This is a genomic window from Nonomuraea sp. ATR24, assembly GCF_041950485.1.
Taxonomy (GTDB): Bacteria; Actinomycetota; Actinomycetes; order Streptosporangiales; family Streptosporangiaceae; genus Nonomuraea; species Nonomuraea ceibae.
In genome coordinates this window covers 549,003-565,112 of sequence record NZ_JBGNUU010000001.1, presented here as the reverse complement: position 1 = coordinate 565,112, position 16,110 = coordinate 549,003, and the positions used below count along the sequence as shown (strand labels likewise).

Genomic DNA, 16,110 nt, shown 5'->3' with positions numbered 1-16,110 from the left:
GCGGTAGAACTAGGTGGCGTGAGCCGTTTCGACGAGCCTCTGACGAAGGCGCTCGACCCGAAGACCGCCAAGCTGCTGCACACCGTGCTCGGCCTGGAGACGGTCGGCGACCTGCTGCGCCACTATCCCCGGCGCTATGCCGAGCGCGGCGAGCTGACCTCGCTCGACGCCCTGGAGGTCGACGAGCACGTGACCGTGGTGGGCGAGGTCACCCGGCTGATGCGCAAGCCGATGCGCAACCGCGGCGGCACCTGGCTGGAGGTCGAGGTCGTCGACGGCAGCGGCAGCAAGATCTACCTGTCGTTCTTCGGCAAGGGCTCCCACGTGGCCGAGTCGCGGCTCAAACCGGGCCGGCGCGGCATGTTCGCCGGCAAGGTGGGGCTGTTCGGGGCGCGGGGCAAGCCGCGCTGGCAGCTCGCCCACCCCGAGTTCGAGCTGTTCGAGGAGGGCGAGGCGAGCGCCGAGGACTTCGCGGCGGCGCCGGTGCCCATCTACCCGGCGGGCAAGGACCTCACCCCGTGGGCGATCCGGCGGGCCATCGGCATGATGCTGGACACGCTCGGCCCGCTCGACGACCCGCTGCCCGCCGACCTGCGCGCCCGCCACGCGCTGCCGGGGCTCGACGACGCGCTGACGGCGATCCACCGGCCGAAGGACTTCGGTGACGTGCAGCGGGCCCGCAAACGGCTGAAGTTCGACGAGGCGTTCCTGCTCCAGGCCGTGCTGCTGCAGCGCAGGCAGGCGGCCACCGCGTGGCCGGCCAAGCCACGCCCGCGCCGCGACGGCGGCCTGCTGGCCGACTTCGACGCGCGGCTGCCGTTCTCGCTCACCGAGGGGCAGGCGGCCGTCGGCGAGGAGATCGCCGCCGACCTGGCGCTGGAGCACCCCATGCACCGGCTGCTCCAGGGCGAGGTCGGCGCCGGCAAGACCGTCGTCGCGCTGCGCGCCATGCTCCAGGTCGTCGACGCGGGCGGCCAGGCCGTGCTGCTCGCCCCGACCGAGGTGCTCGCCCAGCAGCACCACCGCTCGATCAGCGGCATGCTGGGCGACCTGGCGCAGGGCGGCATGTTCGGCGGCACCGCCGTCACCCTGCTCACCGGCTCGATGGGAGCCGCCGCCCGGCGCGCGGCCCTGCTCGACGCCGCCTCCGGCACCGCCGGGATCGTCGTCGGCACCCACGCCCTGCTCCAGGAGCACGTCCAGTTCGCCGACCTCGGCCTCGTGGTCGTCGACGAACAGCACCGCTTCGGCGTCGAGCAGCGCGACGCGCTCCGCGAGAAGGCCGGCGACGCCCGGCCCCACGTCCTCGTCATGACCGCCACCCCCATCCCGCGCACGGTCGCCATGACCGTCTTCGGCGACCTGGAAGTCTCCACGCTCTCCCAGCTCCCCTCCGGGCGGGCGCCCATCACCACCCACGTCGTCCCCGCCGCCGAGAAGCCCCACTACCTCGAACGCACCTGGGCCCGGGTCCGCGAAGAGGTCGCCCTCGGCCGGCAGGCGTACATCGTCTGCCCCCGCATCGGCGACCTGGAAGGCGACGAGGGCGACCTGGCCCCCTCCGACTCCAACTCCGGCTCCGCCTCCGCCGACGAGGAGCGCCGGCCGCCGCTGGCCGTCCTGGAGGTGGCCGAGATGCTGTCCGAAGGGCCCTTCCACGACCTGCGCGTGGCCGTCCTCCACGGCAAGCTGCCGCCCGAGGAGAAGGACGCCATCATGCGGTCGTTCAGCCGGGGCGAGATCGACATCCTGGTGGCGACCACGGTGATCGAGGTCGGCGTCGACGTGCCCAACTCGTCGGTGATGATCATCATGGACGCCGACCGGTTCGGCGTCTCCCAGCTCCACCAGCTCCGCGGGCGCGTCGGGCGGGGCGGGCTGCCCGGGCTGTGCCTGCTGGTGTCCGACTTCCCGGAGAACACCCCCGCCCGCGCCCGCCTCGACGCCGTCGCCGCGACCCTCGACGGGTTCGAGCTCTCGCGCGTCGACCTGGAACAGCGCCGCGAGGGCGACGTCCTCGGCGCCGCCCAGTCGGGCAAACGGTCGTCGCTCAAGATGCTGCAACTGCTGCGCGACGAGGACGTCATCGCCACGGCCCGCGACGAGGCCGCCGCCCTCCTCGCCGCCGACCCCGCCCTCACCACCCACCCCGGCCTCCGCGCCGAGATCGACCGCCTCCTGGCCGACGAACGCGCCGAATACCTGGAGAAGACCTAACCCGCCAAGGAGTAAACCCCGCCCCGCCTACCGGCGCCGGTGCTGCGAGAGGGCGTACGGCGAGGACGGGGGAAGCTGGGGCCTGCCGGGCGGGGCATGCGCGTTGGGAGGGGAGGCGCGGGGACGGCCCCGTGCGGAGGTCACACCATCCCGGGCGCCGGTGCGGCGAGGGGGCGTACGGCGGAGGTCGGCGCAAGGCGTACGGCGCGGACGGGTCAGGGGCTGGGGCCGTGGAAGGGCCAAGGGTTGAGGCACGGGCGGACGGCGCCGTCAGGTGTGTGGGGAGGGGGTGCCCCAGGGCCCAGCCGCGGGGACGGCCTCCCCCCGAATGCCGTCCCCGGCTGGGCCCACCCTCGGGTCAGGTGCCGAGGGAACCGGCGTGCGGAAGGGCTCACGATCACGCCGGTCGGCCTTCATGTGGGTCACCTCGAAGGCCGCAGGACTCATCTTGCTCACTGGGCCCCCCGATGTGAATCACCCTTGCGCAGTCGAGGCAGACACTTGTCCACTCTTGACCTGGGCGGACATGCGGAACAATGGGGCGCATGACTCGGATCATCGCGGGGAGCGCGGGTGGGCGCCGGTTGGAGACGCCGCCGGGGCGCGGGACGAGGCCGACCAGTGACAGGGCCAGGGAAGGCGTCTTCTTGACGCTCGACTCGCTGTACGGGCTCGACGGGGCGCGGGTGATGGATCTGTACGCCGGGTCGGGGGCGGTGGGGCTGGAGGCGCTGTCGCGGGGGGCGGCGGAGGCGGTGCTGGTGGAGTCGGACCCGAAGGCGGTGCGGGTCATCAGGTCGAACGTGGCGTCGCTGGGTCTGGCCGGGGCGCGGGTGGTGGCCGATCGGGTGGAGCGGGTGCTGGCCAGGGCGGGGGAGGAGCCGTTCGACATCGTGTTCGCGGATCCGCCGTACGCGGTGTCGGATGACGAGGTGGGGCGGGTGCTGGTGGCGTTGCGGGACAACGGGTGGCTGGTCCCGGGGGCTTTGGTGGCTTTCGAGAGGGAAAGCAGGGGGAAGGCCCTGATGTGGCCTGACGGGTACGTTGAGGAGAGGGTCCGTCGATATGGTGAAGCGTCCGTTTGGTACGGTCGCGCCGCCGGGGAAACCGTAGACCACCCGTAGACCTGGGAGGCGTGTTGCGCCGCGTTGTCTGCCCGGGGTCGTTCGACCCCATCACCAACGGTCATCTCGACATCATCGGCCGGGCCGCCCGGCTGTACGACGAGGTGACGGTGGCCGTACTGATCAATGTCGAGAAGAGCAGCCTGTTCACGGTCGACGAGCGGATCGACATCCTGCAGACCGTCACCAAGGAATACGCGAACGTCAAGGTCAGGAAGTTCCACGGCCTGCTCGTCGACTTCTGCAAGCAGAACGACATCCCGGCGATCGTCAAGGGCATCCGGGTGGTCAGCGACTTCGACTACGAGTTGCAGATGGCCCAGCTCAACTACCGGCTGTCGGGCGTGGAGACGCTGTTCATGCCGACGAACCCCGAATACTCGTTCCTGTCGTCGAGCCGGGTGAAGGAGATCGCCCGTTATGGCGGAGACGTGTCCGGCCTGGTGCCGGACCTGGTGCACAAGCTGCTCGTCGAGCGGCTCAGAGGCTGACGGCGACCTGGTATCCTTTCATTTCGGCCTTGTACGACGGCGTTATCGCCATGCCTAGCGAGAGCAGGATGACTCAGCACCTCAACCCCCGCTCCCCTTGGGTGATCTCCACTCACGACCTGGGAAAGCGGCCGGGCACGATGCGAGAGATCACCCTGACCCTTCCGGCTCCGGCGGATCTCGGCGTCGACATGATCGGCGTTCCCAAGGACGCCGAAGTCGAGCTGGACCTCCGGCTCGAAGCAGTGATGGAAGGCGTGCTCGTCTCGGGCACGGCGCAGGCCCCGCTCGCCGGGGAGTGCGCGCGGTGCCTTGACCCGTTGACCTCGGAGATCGAGGTCGACCTGCAGGAGCTGTTCTTCTACTCCGACGAGGACGCCTCGGAGGACGACTCGCTGCTCGACGGAGAGCTGCTCGACCTCGAGCCGACGTTCCGTGACGCGGTGGTGCTCGCACTGCCGTTGAGCCCCGTCTGCCGCGAGGACTGCCCGGGGCTCTGCACGGAGTGCGGGATCAAGCTGGCCGAGGCCGGCGACGATCACCGGCACGAGAAGATCGACGCCCGCTGGGCGTCGTTGCAAGGTCTGGTTACCGAGAACGATAACGATCAGGAGAAGTGACGTGGCCGTCCCGAAGCGAAAGATGTCGCGGAGCAACACCCGCGCCCGTCGCTCCCAGTGGAAGACGACTGCTGTCGCCCTGGTGAGCTGCCCGCAGTGCCGTTCGCCGAAGCAGCCGCACATCGCGTGCCCCACCTGCGGCACCTACAACCGCCGTCAGGTCATCGAGCCGTCTGCCTGATCTCGCTGAGTTGACGTGATGCCGACCGGGTGCCATTGTGCCCCGGTCGGCGTTACCGTCTCAGATGCGTGCGGTTACGGTTTCGCCCGCGGTCGTGGTGGACGCCGGGGCCTGTTCCCCCCGACGCCCACCACGTTTTCGGGCATCTTCCGCAGCCGTCGTGCCTGGTGAAGATGTTCCGAGGAGGAAAGCACGTGGGCGCAGGTCCTAAGCCGGTGGCCGTGGAGGTCGCCAGAGAAGAGCTGGAGCGGGTCCTGGCGGTCGCCCTGGACTCCGACATCCTGGAGCGGGCGCTGACGCACCGCTCCTACGCGTACGAGAACGGCGGCCTGCCCACCAACGAGCGCCTGGAGTTCCTCGGCGACTCGGTGCTGGGCCTGGTGGTCACCGACACGCTCTACCGCAACCACCCCGATCTGCCCGAGGGCCAGCTGGCCAAGCTGCGGGCGGCGGTGGTCAACATGCGCGCGCTCGCCGACGTGGCGCGCGGCCTGGGCCTGGGCCGGTTCCTGCGGCTGGGCCGGGGCGAGGAGGGCACCGGGGGCCGTGACAAGTCCTCGATCCTGGCCGACACGCTGGAGGCGCTGATCGGCGCCGTCTACGTCGACAAGGGGCTGGACGAGGCGTTCCGGGTCGTGCACGTGCTGTTCGACCCGCTGATCGTGCGGTCGGCGTCGCTGGGCGCCGGGCTCGACTGGAAGACCTCGCTGCAGGAGCTGACCGCCTCCGAGGCGCTGGGCGTGCCCGAATACCACGTCGAGGAGAGCGGCCCCGACCACGCCAAGTCGTTCACCGCCGTGGTGCGGGTGGGCGGCGAGCCCTACGGCGAGGGCAGCGGGCGCAGCAAGAAGGAGGCCGAGCAGCAGGCGGCCGAGGCGGCGTGGACCCGGATCCGGGCCCGCCGCGAGCAGCGCGAGAGCCAGCCGGCGGGCTAGGTTGCCCGAGCTTCCCGAGGTCGAGGTCGTCCGCCGCGGTCTGGCGGAGTGGGTGACCGGCCGTGAGATCGCCTCCGCCGAGGTGCTGCACCCGCGCGCGATCCGGCGTCATCTGCCGGGCGCCGACGAGTTCGCGGCGCGGCTGCGCGGGCGGCTGGTCAAGTCGGCCGAGCGGCGCGGCAAGTACCTGTGGCTGCCGCTGTCGGGGCCGGAGGAGGCGCTGCTGGCGCATCTGGGCATGAGCGGCCAGTTGCTGGTGGTCGATCCGGACGCGCCGCCGGAGAAGCATCTGCGGGTGCGGCTCAGGTTCGCCGACGGCGGCTCCGACCTGCGCTTCGTCGACCAGCGGACGTTCGGGCACGTGATGCTCACCACGCTGGTGGGCGGGGTGCCCGAGCCGATCGCGCACATCGCGCCCGACCCGTTCGAGAAGTCGTTCGACGAGGCCGCCTTCACCGCGGCGTTGCGCGCGAAGAAGACGGAGATCAAGCGGGCGCTGCTCGACCAGTCGCTGATCAGCGGCGTCGGCAACATCTACGCCGACGAGGCGCTGTGGCTGGCCCGGCTGCACTGGGCGCGGCCCGCGCAGACGCTCACCCGGCCCAAGGTCGCCGAGCTGGTGGCCGCGGTGCGCGAGGTGATGGGCGCCGCGCTCCAGCAGGGCGGCACGTCCTTCGACAGCCTGTACGTGAACGTCAACGGCGAGAGCGGCTACTTCGACCGCTCGCTGGAGGTGTACGGCAGGCAGGACCAGCCCTGCTCGCGCTGCGGCGCCCCGATCAGGCGTGAGCCGTTCATGAACCGGTCGTCCTACTCCTGCCCGAAGTGCCAGCGGCGGCCGCGCTGATCCGGTGGCGTCGCCTCGATCATCGTCGCAGCGGACCAACCTCGGGCCCGGTGTTGGGCCGCTGACACCAAGCGCGAGGCGGCCTTGACGGTGTTGGGTGGGTCTCATGGTGGATCTGCTGTTGCGCGGTGGTTCGGTGTACGACGGGCTGGGCTCCGCGGCCGTGACGGCGGACGTCGCCGTCGAGGGCGGCAGGGTGGTGGCCGTCGGCCGTGACCTGGGCGCCGCCCGCAGGGTGCTGGACGTGACGGGGCTGGCGGTCGCGCCCGGGTTCGTCGATCCGCACGCGCACTCCGACCTGGTGCCGCTCATGCCGCGGGCGCAGCCGTTCAAGCTGCTCCAGGGCGTGACGACGGAGATCAACGGCAACTGCGGCTTCTCCTACGCGCCCGACGCCTCCCGGCTGGAGGAGCTGACCGGGGACGGGGTGCCCGACTGGACGTTCGCCGGCTACCTGGCGGCCGTGGCCGACGCCGGGCCGACCAACCACGTGGCCACGCTGGTCGGACACTCGACGCTGCGCGGCGCGGTGGCCGGGTTCGAGCCGGAGCTGCGGCCCGGCGACCTGGAGCGGATGTGCGAGCTGGCCGCCGAGGCGTTCGAGGCGGGCGCGTGCGGGCTGTCGAGCGGCCTCATCTACCCGCCGGGCAGCTACGGCGACACCGACGAGCTGGTGGCGCTGGCCAGGGTCGCGCACCGCTACGGCGTCCCGTACACGACTCACCTGCGCGACGAGGGGTCGGCGCTGGGGCAGGCGCTGGACGAGGCCGTCGAGATCGCCCGGCGGGCGCGGGTGCGCCTTCAGGTGTCGCACTGCAAGGTCGCCGGCCGCGCCAACCACGGCGGGGCCGGGATGCTGCTCGGCAAGCTGCGTGAGGCCCGCCTGGCGGGCGTGGACGTGCGCGGCGACCAGTACCCCTACACGGCGGGCTCCACCGTCCTGGCGGCGCTGCTGCCGCCGGCCGCGCTGGCCGGCGGCGGCGTGCGCGACACGCTCGCCTCGCCCGGCGAGCGGGCCCGGCTGCGGGCCCGCGCCGAGGCGGGCGGCTCGGGCTCCGGGCTCTGGCGCGACGCCGTCCCCGAGGGCGTGCTGATCACCTCGCACGCCGAGCCGGGGTACGCCGGCCGCACGCTCGCGGACGTGGCCGCCTCCGGCGACGCCTGGGAGACGCTGTGCGACCTGGTGTCGGCCGATCCGGCCGCCGAGATGGTCGTCGAGATGATGGCCGAGGCCGACGTGACCGAGATCATGGCCGACCCGCTGATCGGCATCGGCTCCGACAACGGCGCCCCGGCCGGGCTGGAGCATCCCCGCACGTGGGGGTGCTTCCCCCGGTTCCTCGGGGTGTACGTGCGCGAGCGCGGGGTGGTCGGCTGGGCGGAGGCGGTGCGCAAGATGACCTCGGCCAACGCCGCCCAGTTCGGGCTGCGCGGGCGGGGCTGCCTGGTGCCGGGGGCGTACGCGGACGTGTGCGTGTTCGACCCGGAGAGCGTGGGCCACGCCGGGACGTACGCCGAGCCGTCCGCCCGGCCGACGGGCATCGTGCACGTCCTGCTGGAGGGCCGGGTGGTGGTCGAGTCAGGCGTGTTCACCGGCGGGCGTCACGGCCGGCTGCTGCGCCCGTGAGCCCCGTACGGCGATGAGGACGGCCGCCAGCGCGGTCAGCGCCGCGCCCAGCCACATCACGGCGGTCACCGAGACGCCGTCGGCCACCCGGCCGCCGGCGAGCGCGCCGAGCGCGATGGAGACGTTGAACGCGCCGACGAACAGCGCCGTGCCCAGCTCGCCGCCGCCCGCCCGCATGATCCACAGCTGCAGGGTGACGCCCACGCCGCCGTAGCCGAGACCCCAGACGACGAGCACGGCCAGCGGCAGGCCGATCAGCGGCAGCGCCGCCATGCCCGCGACCATGAGCGCGACCAGCGTGATCAGGACCGCCGCCGGGTTCCTGGCGGCCCGCGCGCCGGCGGCGAAGTTGCCCGCCACGCCCGCCGCGCCGTACAGCAGGAGCGCGACGCCGACCAGCATCGGGCCGGCGTGCGTGACCTGCTCCATGAACGGCCGCACGTAGGTGTAGGCGGCGAAGTGACCGGCCACGATCAGGACGGTCAGCACGAGGACGAGCCTGAGCGGCCCCGAGAACGCGCCGGACAGCGCGCCGCGGCTGTCGGTCCCCGGCAGCGGGGGCAGCGTGGCGGCCAGCAGCGCGAGCAGGACGAGCGCGCCGGCGCCCATGGCGGCGAACGCCGTGCGCCACCCCGCGAACGACGACACGAACGTCGCCGCGGGCACCCCCAGCACCGAGGCCACCGCCACGCCGGACAGGATGACGGAGGTGGCCCGGCCGACCGCCCGTTCCGGCACCAGGCGCGGGCCCAGCCCGGCCGCGATGGCCCAGAACCCGCCGATGCTCACCCCGGTCAGCACCCGGGCCGCCAGCATCACCGGGTAGTTCGGCGCGAGCGCGCCCATCAGGTTGCCCGCCGCCAGCAACGCCATCAACGCCAGCAGCATGATCCGACGGTCCAGCCGCCGGGTGGTGAACGCCAGCACGGGCGCCGAGGCGGCGGCCACCAGCCCGGGGGCCGTCATCATCAGCCCGGCCGTGCCGTCCGACACGCCGAGCGACGCGGCGATCTCGGTCAGCAGGCCGACGGGCAGCATCTCGCTGGTCACGAGGGTGAAGGTGCCCGCCGCGACCGAGGTCACGGCGAGCCAGCGCGCCGGAGCGGCGGCGGGTGCGTCAGTCGTCGTCATGCCGCTCAGCCTCGCGGCGGCGCGCGTGGGGAACAATGACGAACGGCGAAGCCTTGGTTTAGGCAGGCTAAGCGATGCTGGAGGCGGGGATGGAGTTCAGGGAGCTGGAGTGCTTCGTGGTGCTGAGCGAGGAGCTGCACTTCGCGCGCACGGCCGAGCGCCTCTACCTGTCGCCGGGGAGGGTGAGCCAGCTCATGCGCGCCCTGGAGACCAGGATCGGCGGCAGGCTCTTCGAGCGCACCAGCAGGCGGGTGCGGCTCACGCCGCTCGGCGAGCGGTTCCTGGCCGACCTGAGGCCCGCCTACGCCGGGCTGGCGAGCGCCGTGAGCCGGGCCAAGGCCGCGGCGCGGGAGGTCACGGGCGTGCTCAGGGTGGGGTTCCTGGCCACGCCGACGGACGTGGTCACGGGCAGCGTGCTGGCGTTCGAGAGCCGTCATCCCGGCTCGTCGGTCGAGCTGGTGGAGATCCCGCTGTCCGACCCGTTCGGCAGGCTGCGGGCCGGGCAGGTCGACGTCGCGTTCACGCTGCTGCCGGTGGACGAGCCCGACCTGGCGACCGGCGAGGCCCTGAACCGCGTCCCCTACCACCTCGGGCTGCCCGCCGGCCATCCGCTGGCCGGACGGGTGAGCATCGGCGCGGAGGAGCTGGCCGGCGTGCCGCTGATCGGGCTGGACGGGCCCGCGCCGCGCGGGTGGCGCGAGCGGGCGGCACCCAGCGTGACCCCTTCCGGACAGCCGATTCCCCAGGCAGGTACGGTGGCCACCAGCCAGGAGGGCCTGACCCAGGTGGCGCTCGGCCGGGGCGGCATGCTGTTCTGCACCCCGACGGCGGCCCACCACAGGCGGCCCGACGTGAGCTTCGTGCCGGTCACCGGGCTGCCGCCGTCGGTGCTCGGCCTGGCCTGGGTCAAGGCGGCGGAGACCGCGGCGATCAGGGCGTTCGCGCGGGCGGCGGCCGGGCACGCGCTGAGGCTCGTGGCCGCATGACGTCAGCAGGGAGGAATCATGGACGACGCGCGTATGACCGCCTGGGTGCGGGGCAGGGTGCAAGGGGTGGGGTTCCGCTGGTGGACCAGGGCCAGAGCGCTGGAGCTGGGCCTGACCGGCTGGGCCAGGAACACCGACGACGGCCGGGTCGAGGTCGTCGCCGAGGGGCCGCGCGAGTCGTGCGTCAAGCTCCTCGACCTGCTCAGAGGTTGCGACACGCCGGGCAGGGTGGATGGAGTAGTGGAACGCTGGAGCGAACCCCGAGGTAGCTTGGGCGGATTTGTGGAGCGGTGACCCGTTTCGTTAAACGGCTCAAATAGGGTATAGTTATATGTCGGGAGTGCCTGTCGGTAGGGCAGAGCGGTGCGTTCGACTTGACCGCCCACACGGCCGGTGCGACTCTTGTTAGGTACCACGCGCACCCCTCCCGCGGAATAGAAGTGCGCGAACCAGTCTGGTCACTCAGCGTGGAGGACCCTTTACCATGGCGAAGGCTCTACTCGGCCACGTCGGCGGTCCTGACCCTCGAATGGTCTCGGAGATGCGGCGATTGCAGCAGCGGATCCGTGACCTGGAGGCAGAACTCATCCGACTCCAGGCCCAGAATGACGCTCTTGCGGCGCAAACCCGCGATGAGGCAATCAGCCGCATGCAGGAGCGCGAGCCGGCACTCACCTGAGAGTGATCGGAGCGCAAGATCAGGGACGTCTCACCGAGGCGTCCCTTGTTATTTTTCGCGGGACCGTTGTTTTGCGTAAGACCCTCCTCACCTCCTGACTGCGCCCGCCAGCGACGGGCAGCCGGGGCCAGTAGGCTTTCCCGGAGTTCCGTCCAGGAGTAGGGGGTCCGCGCTTTGTACCTGAAGACCCTCACGCTGCGCGGATTCAAGTCCTTCGCCTCGGCCACCGCCCTCCGCTTCGAGCCCGGCATCACCTGCGTCGTCGGCCCCAACGGCTCCGGCAAGTCCAACGTCGTCGACGCCCTGGCCTGGGTCATGGGCGAGCACAGCGCCAAGTCGCTGCGCGGCGGCAAGATGGAGGACGTCATCTTCGCCGGCACCTCCTCCCGGCCGCCCCTCGGCCGCGCCGAGGTGACGCTGACCATCGACAACACCGACGGCGCCCTGCCGATCGACTACACCGAGGTCACGATCAGCCGGCTGATGTTCCGGTCCGGCCAGAGCGAGTACGCGATCAACGGCGACACCTGCCGCCTGCTCGACATCCAGGAGCTGCTGTCCGACTCCGGCATCGGCAGGGAGATGCACGTCATCGTCGGCCAGGGCCAGCTCGACGCCGTCCTCCACGCCGGTCCCGAGGACCGCCGCGCCTTCATCGAGGAGGCCGCGGGCGTCCTCAAGCACCGCAAGCGCAAGGAGAAGGCGCTGCGCAAGCTCGACGCGATGCAGGCCAACCTCACCCGCGTCCAGGACCTCGCCACCGAGCTGCGCCGCCAGCTCAAGCCGCTCGGCCGCCAGGCGGAGATCGCCCGCAAGGCCGCCGTCATCCAGGCCGACCTGCGTGACGCCCGGCTGCGGCTGCTGGCCGACGACGTCGGCATCCTGCGCGCCACGCTGGAGCGCGAGGCCGCCGACGAGGCCGCGATCCTCGCCAGGCGGGCCCAGGTCGAGGCCGGGCTGGCCGAGGGCCAGCAGCGCGAGGCCCTGCTGGAGGCCGCCGAGGCCGAGGCGCAGCCCCGGCTGAGCGCCGCCCAGGAGACCTACTTCCGGCTGTCGTCGCTGCGCGAGCGCATCACCGGCCTGGCCCAGCTCGCCGCCGAACGCCACCGCCACGCCGTCGACGCCGCCTCCATCGAACGCCGCGGCCGCGAGCCCGAAGAGCTGGAGCGCGAGGCCGCCGAGGCGCGCGAGCAGGAGCTGATCCTCCAGGCCGAGCTGGAGCAGGCCCGCGAGCTGCTCGACGACGCCGTCGAGCGCCGCACCGCCGCCGAGGCCGAGCTGGCCGCCGAGGAGCGCCGGCTGGCGATGGCCGCCAGGGCCGCCGCCGACCGCCGCGAGGGCCTGGCCAAACTCCGCGGCCAGGTCGACTCCGTACGGAGCAGGTCACGGGCCGCCGAGGAGGAGATCGGCCGGCTGGAGCGGGCGGTCGCCGACGCGGCCGAGCGCGAGCGGCGCGCCCGCGAGGATTTGGAGGCGCAGCGGCTCGACGAGCCCGCCCCCGACCCCGCGCTGGCCGAGGAGCTCGCCACCGCGCAGGCGCTGGTCGAGGAGGCCAAGCTGGCCGCCGACGCGGCCCGCGCCGCCGTCGAGGAGGCCAAGGCCGCGCTCGACGCGCCCCGCGCCGCCTTCCAGGCCGCGAAGTCGGGCGTCGGCACCGCACGTGCCGCCGACCAGGACGCGCAGCGGGCCGTCGCCGCGCTCCAGGCCCGGTGCGACGCCCTGGAGCTGGGCCTGGCCAAGGGCGACGGCGGCGCGGCCCTGCTGGAGGCCGATCTGTCCGGCGTGCTCGGGCCGCTCGCCGCGTCCCTCCAGGTGACGCCCGGGGCCGAGGTGGCCGTCGCCGCCGTGCTCGGGCCGGTCGCCGAGGCCATCGCCGTCACGTCGCTCGGCACCGCCGTCGAGGCGCTGGAGCTGCTGCGCGTCAAGGAGGCGGGCCAGGCGACCCTCCTGGTCGCCGGCTCCCGTGACGGCGCCGGGCCCGGCTCGCCGGGCGGCGCGCCCGGCGGCGGGCGGTGGGCGGCCGAGCTGGTCAGCGTGCCCGACCGGCTGCGCGCGTCCCTCGACCACGTGCTGGGCGGGGTCGTCGTGGTCGACGACCTGGAGACCGCGCGGCGGGTGGTCGAGGCCGACCCCGCCCTGCGCGCCGTCACCGTCGGGGGCGACCTCGTCGGCGCGCACGTCGCCGGCGGCGGGTCCGAGGGCGGCACGTCCGTGCTCCAGGTCCGCGCCGCGCTCGACGACGCCGTCGCCGACCTGGCCGACGCCAGGACCAGGGCCGAGGAGACCGCCGCCGCGCTGACCGAGGCGGTCGCCGCCGAGCAGGCCGCCCAGGCCGCGTTCGAGGCCGCCCAGGCGCACGTCGCGGAGGCCCAGAGCGCGGTCAGCGCCGCCCAGTCCGGGGTCAGCTCCGCGCAGGGCACGCTCGACCAGGTCAGGGCCCGCCAGCGGGAGGCCGACCAGCGCGACGCCGCCGCCGCCAAGCGGCTGGCCCAGCTCGAGGCCGCGGCCGAGGCCGCCCGCGCCGAGGCCGAACGGCTCGGCCAGAGCGTCGCCGCCGCCCGCGAGGCCCGCGCCGACGGCCTGGAGGAGCTGGCCGAGCTGGAGGTCCGGCTGGCCGAGGCCGAATACTCCCAGGAGCTGGAGACCGAGCCCACCACCGAGGCCCGCGACGAGCTCGCCGCCGTCTGCGAGAGCGCCCGGCAGCGCGAGGTCGAGACCCGCCTCCAGGTCCGCACCGCCGAGGAGCGGGTCAAGGGCGTCGAGGGCCGCGCCGACGGCCTCATCCGCGCCGCCGCCCGCGAGCGCCAGGAACGCGCCCAGGCCGCCGCACAGCGCGCCCGCCGCCGTGAGCAGGCCGTCCTGGCCCAGGCGGTCGCCGAGGGCGCCAAGCGCGTCCTGACGAGCCTCGCGGCCTCCATCCAGCTCGCCGCCCGCGAGCGCGACGAGGCCGACCTCGCCCGCGTCGCCGTCGACGCCGAGCTCAAGCAGGTACGCCTGCACGTGCGCGAGCTCAGCCAGGAGCTCGACAAGCTGGTCAACCGGGTCCACGGCAGCGAGGTGGCCCGCACCGAGCAGCGCCTCCGGCTGGAGCAGCTGGAGCAGCGGGCCATGGACGAGTTCGGCGTCGAGGCCGACACGCTGCTCACCGAGTACGGCCCCGACGCCCCGGTGCCGGGCGACCCGCCCGTCCCGTACGTGCGCGAGGAGCAGGAGAAGCGGGCCCGCGCCGCCGAGCGCCAGATGAACCAGCTCGGCAAGGTCAACCCGCTGGCCCTGGAGGAGTTCGCGGCGCTGGAGGAGCGCCACGCGTTCCTGACCTCGCAGCTGGAGGACCTGAAGAAGACCCGGCGCGACCTGCTGACCGTGGTCAAGGAGGTCGACGACCGGGTGCAGCTGATGTTCTCGTCGGCGTACGAGGACGTGGCGCGCGAGTTCGAGCAGATCTTCGGCCGGGTGTTCCCGGGCGGCGACGGACGGCTCGTGCTGACCGACCCCGACGACATGCTGACCACCGGCATCGAGGTGGAGGCGCGGCCGCCGGGCAAGAAGGTCAAGCGGCTGTCGCTGCTGTCGGGCGGCGAGCGGTCGCTGACGGCGGTCGCGTTCCTGATCTCCATCTTCAAGGCCAGGCCGTCGCCGTTCTACGTCATGGACGAGGTCGAGGCCGCGCTCGACGACACCAACACCCAGCGGCTGCTGACGCTGTTCGAGGAGCTGCGGCAGAGCTCGCAGCTGATCGTCATCACGCACAACAAGCGTACGATGGAGATCGCCGACGCCCTCTACGGCGTGTCGATGCGCGGCGACGGCGTCACCCAGGTCGTCAGCCAGCGGCTTCGCGAGCGCGAAACGGCGTGATTGGCGTGGCCTTGGGCATGAGCATGCCGGACGATCTGGAAAACTGACATCTTGTGGATGGTTACCTCGGCGTCATAGTGATCGTGGTGCTTGTCGCCCTCGTGGCGGCAGGCGGCCTCTTCCTGCTCTTCCGGCCGGGCGGCAAGGCGGCCCCGCCGCCCGTCAAGCCTCCGGAGGCGCCGCCGCTCCCGGAGGAGCCGGAGAAGCGCCCCGCCTCGGCCGACGAGGCCGAAGGCGCCACCACCACGCTGCCGCCTCCGGCCAAGCCCGCCGAGCCCGCCGTCGTGGCGCCGCCCGTGGAGGTGCCGCCGCCGTCCGAGGGACGCATGGTGCGGCTGCGCTCGCGGCTGGCCAGGTCGCAGAGCGCGCTCGGCCGCGGCCTGCTGGAGCTGCTGTCGCGTGACCGGCTCGACGACGAGGTCTGGGACGAGATCGAGGAGCGCCTGATCACGGCCGACGTCGGCGTCGCGCCGACCCAGGTCATGGTCGAGGAGCTGCGCACCAAGGTCAAGGTGCTCGGCAGCCGGTCGCCGCAGGAAGTGCGGGCGCTGCTGCGTGAGCAGCTTCTCATCCAGGTCAACCCCGACCTCGACCGCACCCTCCACACCGCCAAGCACGGCGAGCGGCCGGCCGTGGTGCTGGTCGTGGGCGTCAACGGCACCGGCAAGACCACCACCACCGGCAAGCTCGCCCGTTCGCTCGTCGGCGACGGCAAGAAGGTCGTGCTGGGCGCGGCCGACACGTTCCGCGCCGCCGCCGCCGACCAGCTCCAGACGTGGGGCGACCGGGTCGGCGCCGACGTGGTGCGCGGTCCCGAGGGCGGCGACCCGGCCTCGGTGGCCTTCGACGCGACCGCCCGGGGGATCGAGGAGCAGGCCGACGTGGTCATCGTCGACACGGCGGGCCGCCTGCACACCAAGACCGGCCTGATGGACGAGCTGGGCAAGGTCAAGCGCGTCATCGAGAAGAAGGCCACGGTCGACGAGGTGCTGCTCGTCCTCGACGCCACCACGGGCCAGAACGGGATGCGGCAGGCGCAGGTGTTCGCCGAGGTGGTCAACATCACGGGCATCGCGCTGACGAAGCTCGACGGCACGGCCAAGGGCGGCATCGTCATCTCGGTCCAGCGGGAGCTGGGTGTCCCGGTCAAGCTGGTCGGGTTGGGCGAGGGTCCGGATGATTTGGCCCCCTTCGACCCAGAGGTGTTCGTCGACGCCATCCTGGGCGATTGATCCTTAAACCCCTAGGAAATTTCCCTTACCAGGTCATCCCTTGTTGTTTGACCGCTTTCGTGTTGATATTGAGCGGTCCTTTTCGTTTGACCTGGAATGAGTGCACATGAAGAAGGTTGTGGTTCACAAGCCGGGCACCGTCAAGCTGACCGGAGCGGCGACTCCGAAGCACGCGGCCTAAC

Annotated in this window: 14 protein-coding genes; 13 read left to right on the top strand and 1 reads right to left on the bottom strand. The window is 72.6% G+C overall.

From position 1 onward, the window contains the following. Positions 1-18 precede the first annotated feature (18 nt). The 8 genes from recG (at position 19) to ACBI99_RS02645 (ending at position 8,042) form a co-directional block, all read left to right on the top strand. Positions 19-2,217, top strand: coding sequence for an ATP-dependent DNA helicase RecG (gene recG, locus ACBI99_RS02680; protein ID WP_219507017.1), 2,199 nt, complete (start codon positions 19-21; stop codon positions 2,215-2,217). 545 nt (positions 2,218-2,762) lie between these two features. Continuing rightward, positions 2,763-3,341 (top strand): 16S rRNA (guanine(966)-N(2))-methyltransferase RsmD, encoded by a 579-nt coding sequence (rsmD, locus tag ACBI99_RS02675; RefSeq protein ID WP_219507016.1) that lies wholly within the window; start codon positions 2,763-2,765, stop codon positions 3,339-3,341. A gap of 14 nt (positions 3,342-3,355) precedes the next feature. Beyond that, positions 3,356-3,832, top strand: a complete 477-nt coding sequence (coaD, locus tag ACBI99_RS02670) for a pantetheine-phosphate adenylyltransferase (RefSeq protein ID WP_219507015.1) — start codon at positions 3,356-3,358, stop codon at positions 3,830-3,832. Between the two features lie 68 nt (positions 3,833-3,900). Next, positions 3,901-4,452, top strand: coding sequence for a DUF177 domain-containing protein (locus ACBI99_RS02665; RefSeq protein ID WP_219507014.1), 552 nt, complete (start codon positions 3,901-3,903; stop codon positions 4,450-4,452). 1 nt (position 4,453) lies between these two features. Beyond that, positions 4,454-4,633, top strand: coding sequence for a 50S ribosomal protein L32 (gene rpmF, locus ACBI99_RS02660; protein WP_033409409.1), 180 nt, complete (start codon positions 4,454-4,456; stop codon positions 4,631-4,633). Positions 4,634-4,854: 221 nt separating this feature from the next. Next, the gene (gene rnc, locus ACBI99_RS02655; protein WP_308125831.1) at positions 4,855-5,568 is read left to right on the top strand and encodes a ribonuclease III; all 714 of its coding nucleotides are present in this window, start codon (positions 4,855-4,857) and stop codon (positions 5,566-5,568) included. A gap of 1 nt (position 5,569) precedes the next feature. Beyond that, complete coding sequence (gene mutM / locus ACBI99_RS02650; RefSeq protein ID WP_375071601.1) at positions 5,570-6,415, top strand: bifunctional DNA-formamidopyrimidine glycosylase/DNA-(apurinic or apyrimidinic site) lyase; 846 nt, start codon at positions 5,570-5,572, stop codon at positions 6,413-6,415. A 106-nt stretch (positions 6,416-6,521) separates the two neighbouring features. Then, a complete protein-coding gene (locus ACBI99_RS02645; protein WP_219507010.1) occupies positions 6,522-8,042 on the top strand; it encodes an amidohydrolase family protein in 1,521 nt (506 codons plus the stop codon). Here ACBI99_RS02645 and ACBI99_RS02640 read toward each other — a convergent pair. Further along, positions 7,995-9,173: an MFS transporter gene (locus ACBI99_RS02640; RefSeq protein WP_375071600.1), complete on the bottom strand. Its 1,179-nt coding sequence runs from the start codon at positions 9,171-9,173 to the stop codon at positions 7,995-7,997. The genes ACBI99_RS02645 and ACBI99_RS02640 overlap by 48 nt on opposite strands. 89 nt (positions 9,174-9,262) lie before the next feature. Here ACBI99_RS02640 and ACBI99_RS02635 point away from each other — a divergent pair, with 89 nt between their 5' ends. From ACBI99_RS02635 to ftsY, 5 genes are all read left to right on the top strand, one after another. Continuing rightward, a complete protein-coding gene (locus ACBI99_RS02635) occupies positions 9,263-10,159 on the top strand; it encodes a LysR family transcriptional regulator (protein WP_219507006.1) in 897 nt (298 codons plus the stop codon). 18 nt (positions 10,160-10,177) lie between these two features. Beyond that, the gene (locus ACBI99_RS02630; protein WP_219507004.1) at positions 10,178-10,453 is read left to right on the top strand and encodes an acylphosphatase; all 276 of its coding nucleotides are present in this window, start codon (positions 10,178-10,180) and stop codon (positions 10,451-10,453) included. Between the two features lie 190 nt (positions 10,454-10,643). Beyond that, positions 10,644-10,838 (top strand): hypothetical protein, encoded by a 195-nt coding sequence (locus tag ACBI99_RS02625; protein ID WP_049556952.1) that lies wholly within the window; start codon positions 10,644-10,646, stop codon positions 10,836-10,838. A 174-nt stretch (positions 10,839-11,012) separates the two neighbouring features. Further along, positions 11,013-14,696 carry a chromosome segregation protein SMC gene (gene smc, locus ACBI99_RS02620; RefSeq protein ID WP_375071599.1) on the top strand — a complete coding sequence of 1,228 codons (3,684 nt, stop codon included), beginning with the start codon at positions 11,013-11,015 and terminating at the stop codon, positions 14,694-14,696. A 53-nt stretch (positions 14,697-14,749) separates the two neighbouring features. Continuing rightward, positions 14,750-15,928: a signal recognition particle-docking protein FtsY gene (gene ftsY / locus ACBI99_RS02615; RefSeq protein ID WP_375071598.1), complete on the top strand. Its 1,179-nt coding sequence runs from the start codon at positions 14,750-14,752 to the stop codon at positions 15,926-15,928. The last annotated feature ends 182 nt before the right edge of the window (positions 15,929-16,110 follow it).

What these genes read in the sequence shown, in the direction of transcription:
- rsmD (WP_219507016.1), top strand. Translation starts at nt 2,763, where the DNA reads ATGACTCGGATCATCGCGGGGAGCGCGGGTGGGCGCCGGTTGGAGACG.
- ACBI99_RS02665 (WP_219507014.1), top strand. Translation starts at nt 3,901, where the DNA reads ATGACTCAGCACCTCAACCCCCGCTCCCCTTGGGTGATCTCCACTCAC.
- ACBI99_RS02645 (WP_219507010.1), top strand. Translation starts at nt 6,522, where the DNA reads ATGGTGGATCTGCTGTTGCGCGGTGGTTCGGTGTACGACGGGCTGGGC.
- ACBI99_RS02640 (WP_375071600.1), bottom strand. Translation starts at nt 9,173, where the DNA reads ATGACGACGACTGACGCACCCGCCGCCGCTCCGGCGCGCTGGCTCGCC.
- ACBI99_RS02635 (WP_219507006.1), top strand. Translation starts at nt 9,263, where the DNA reads ATGGAGTTCAGGGAGCTGGAGTGCTTCGTGGTGCTGAGCGAGGAGCTG.
- ACBI99_RS02630 (WP_219507004.1), top strand. Translation starts at nt 10,178, where the DNA reads ATGGACGACGCGCGTATGACCGCCTGGGTGCGGGGCAGGGTGCAAGGG.
- ACBI99_RS02625 (WP_049556952.1), top strand. Translation starts at nt 10,644, where the DNA reads ATGGCGAAGGCTCTACTCGGCCACGTCGGCGGTCCTGACCCTCGAATG.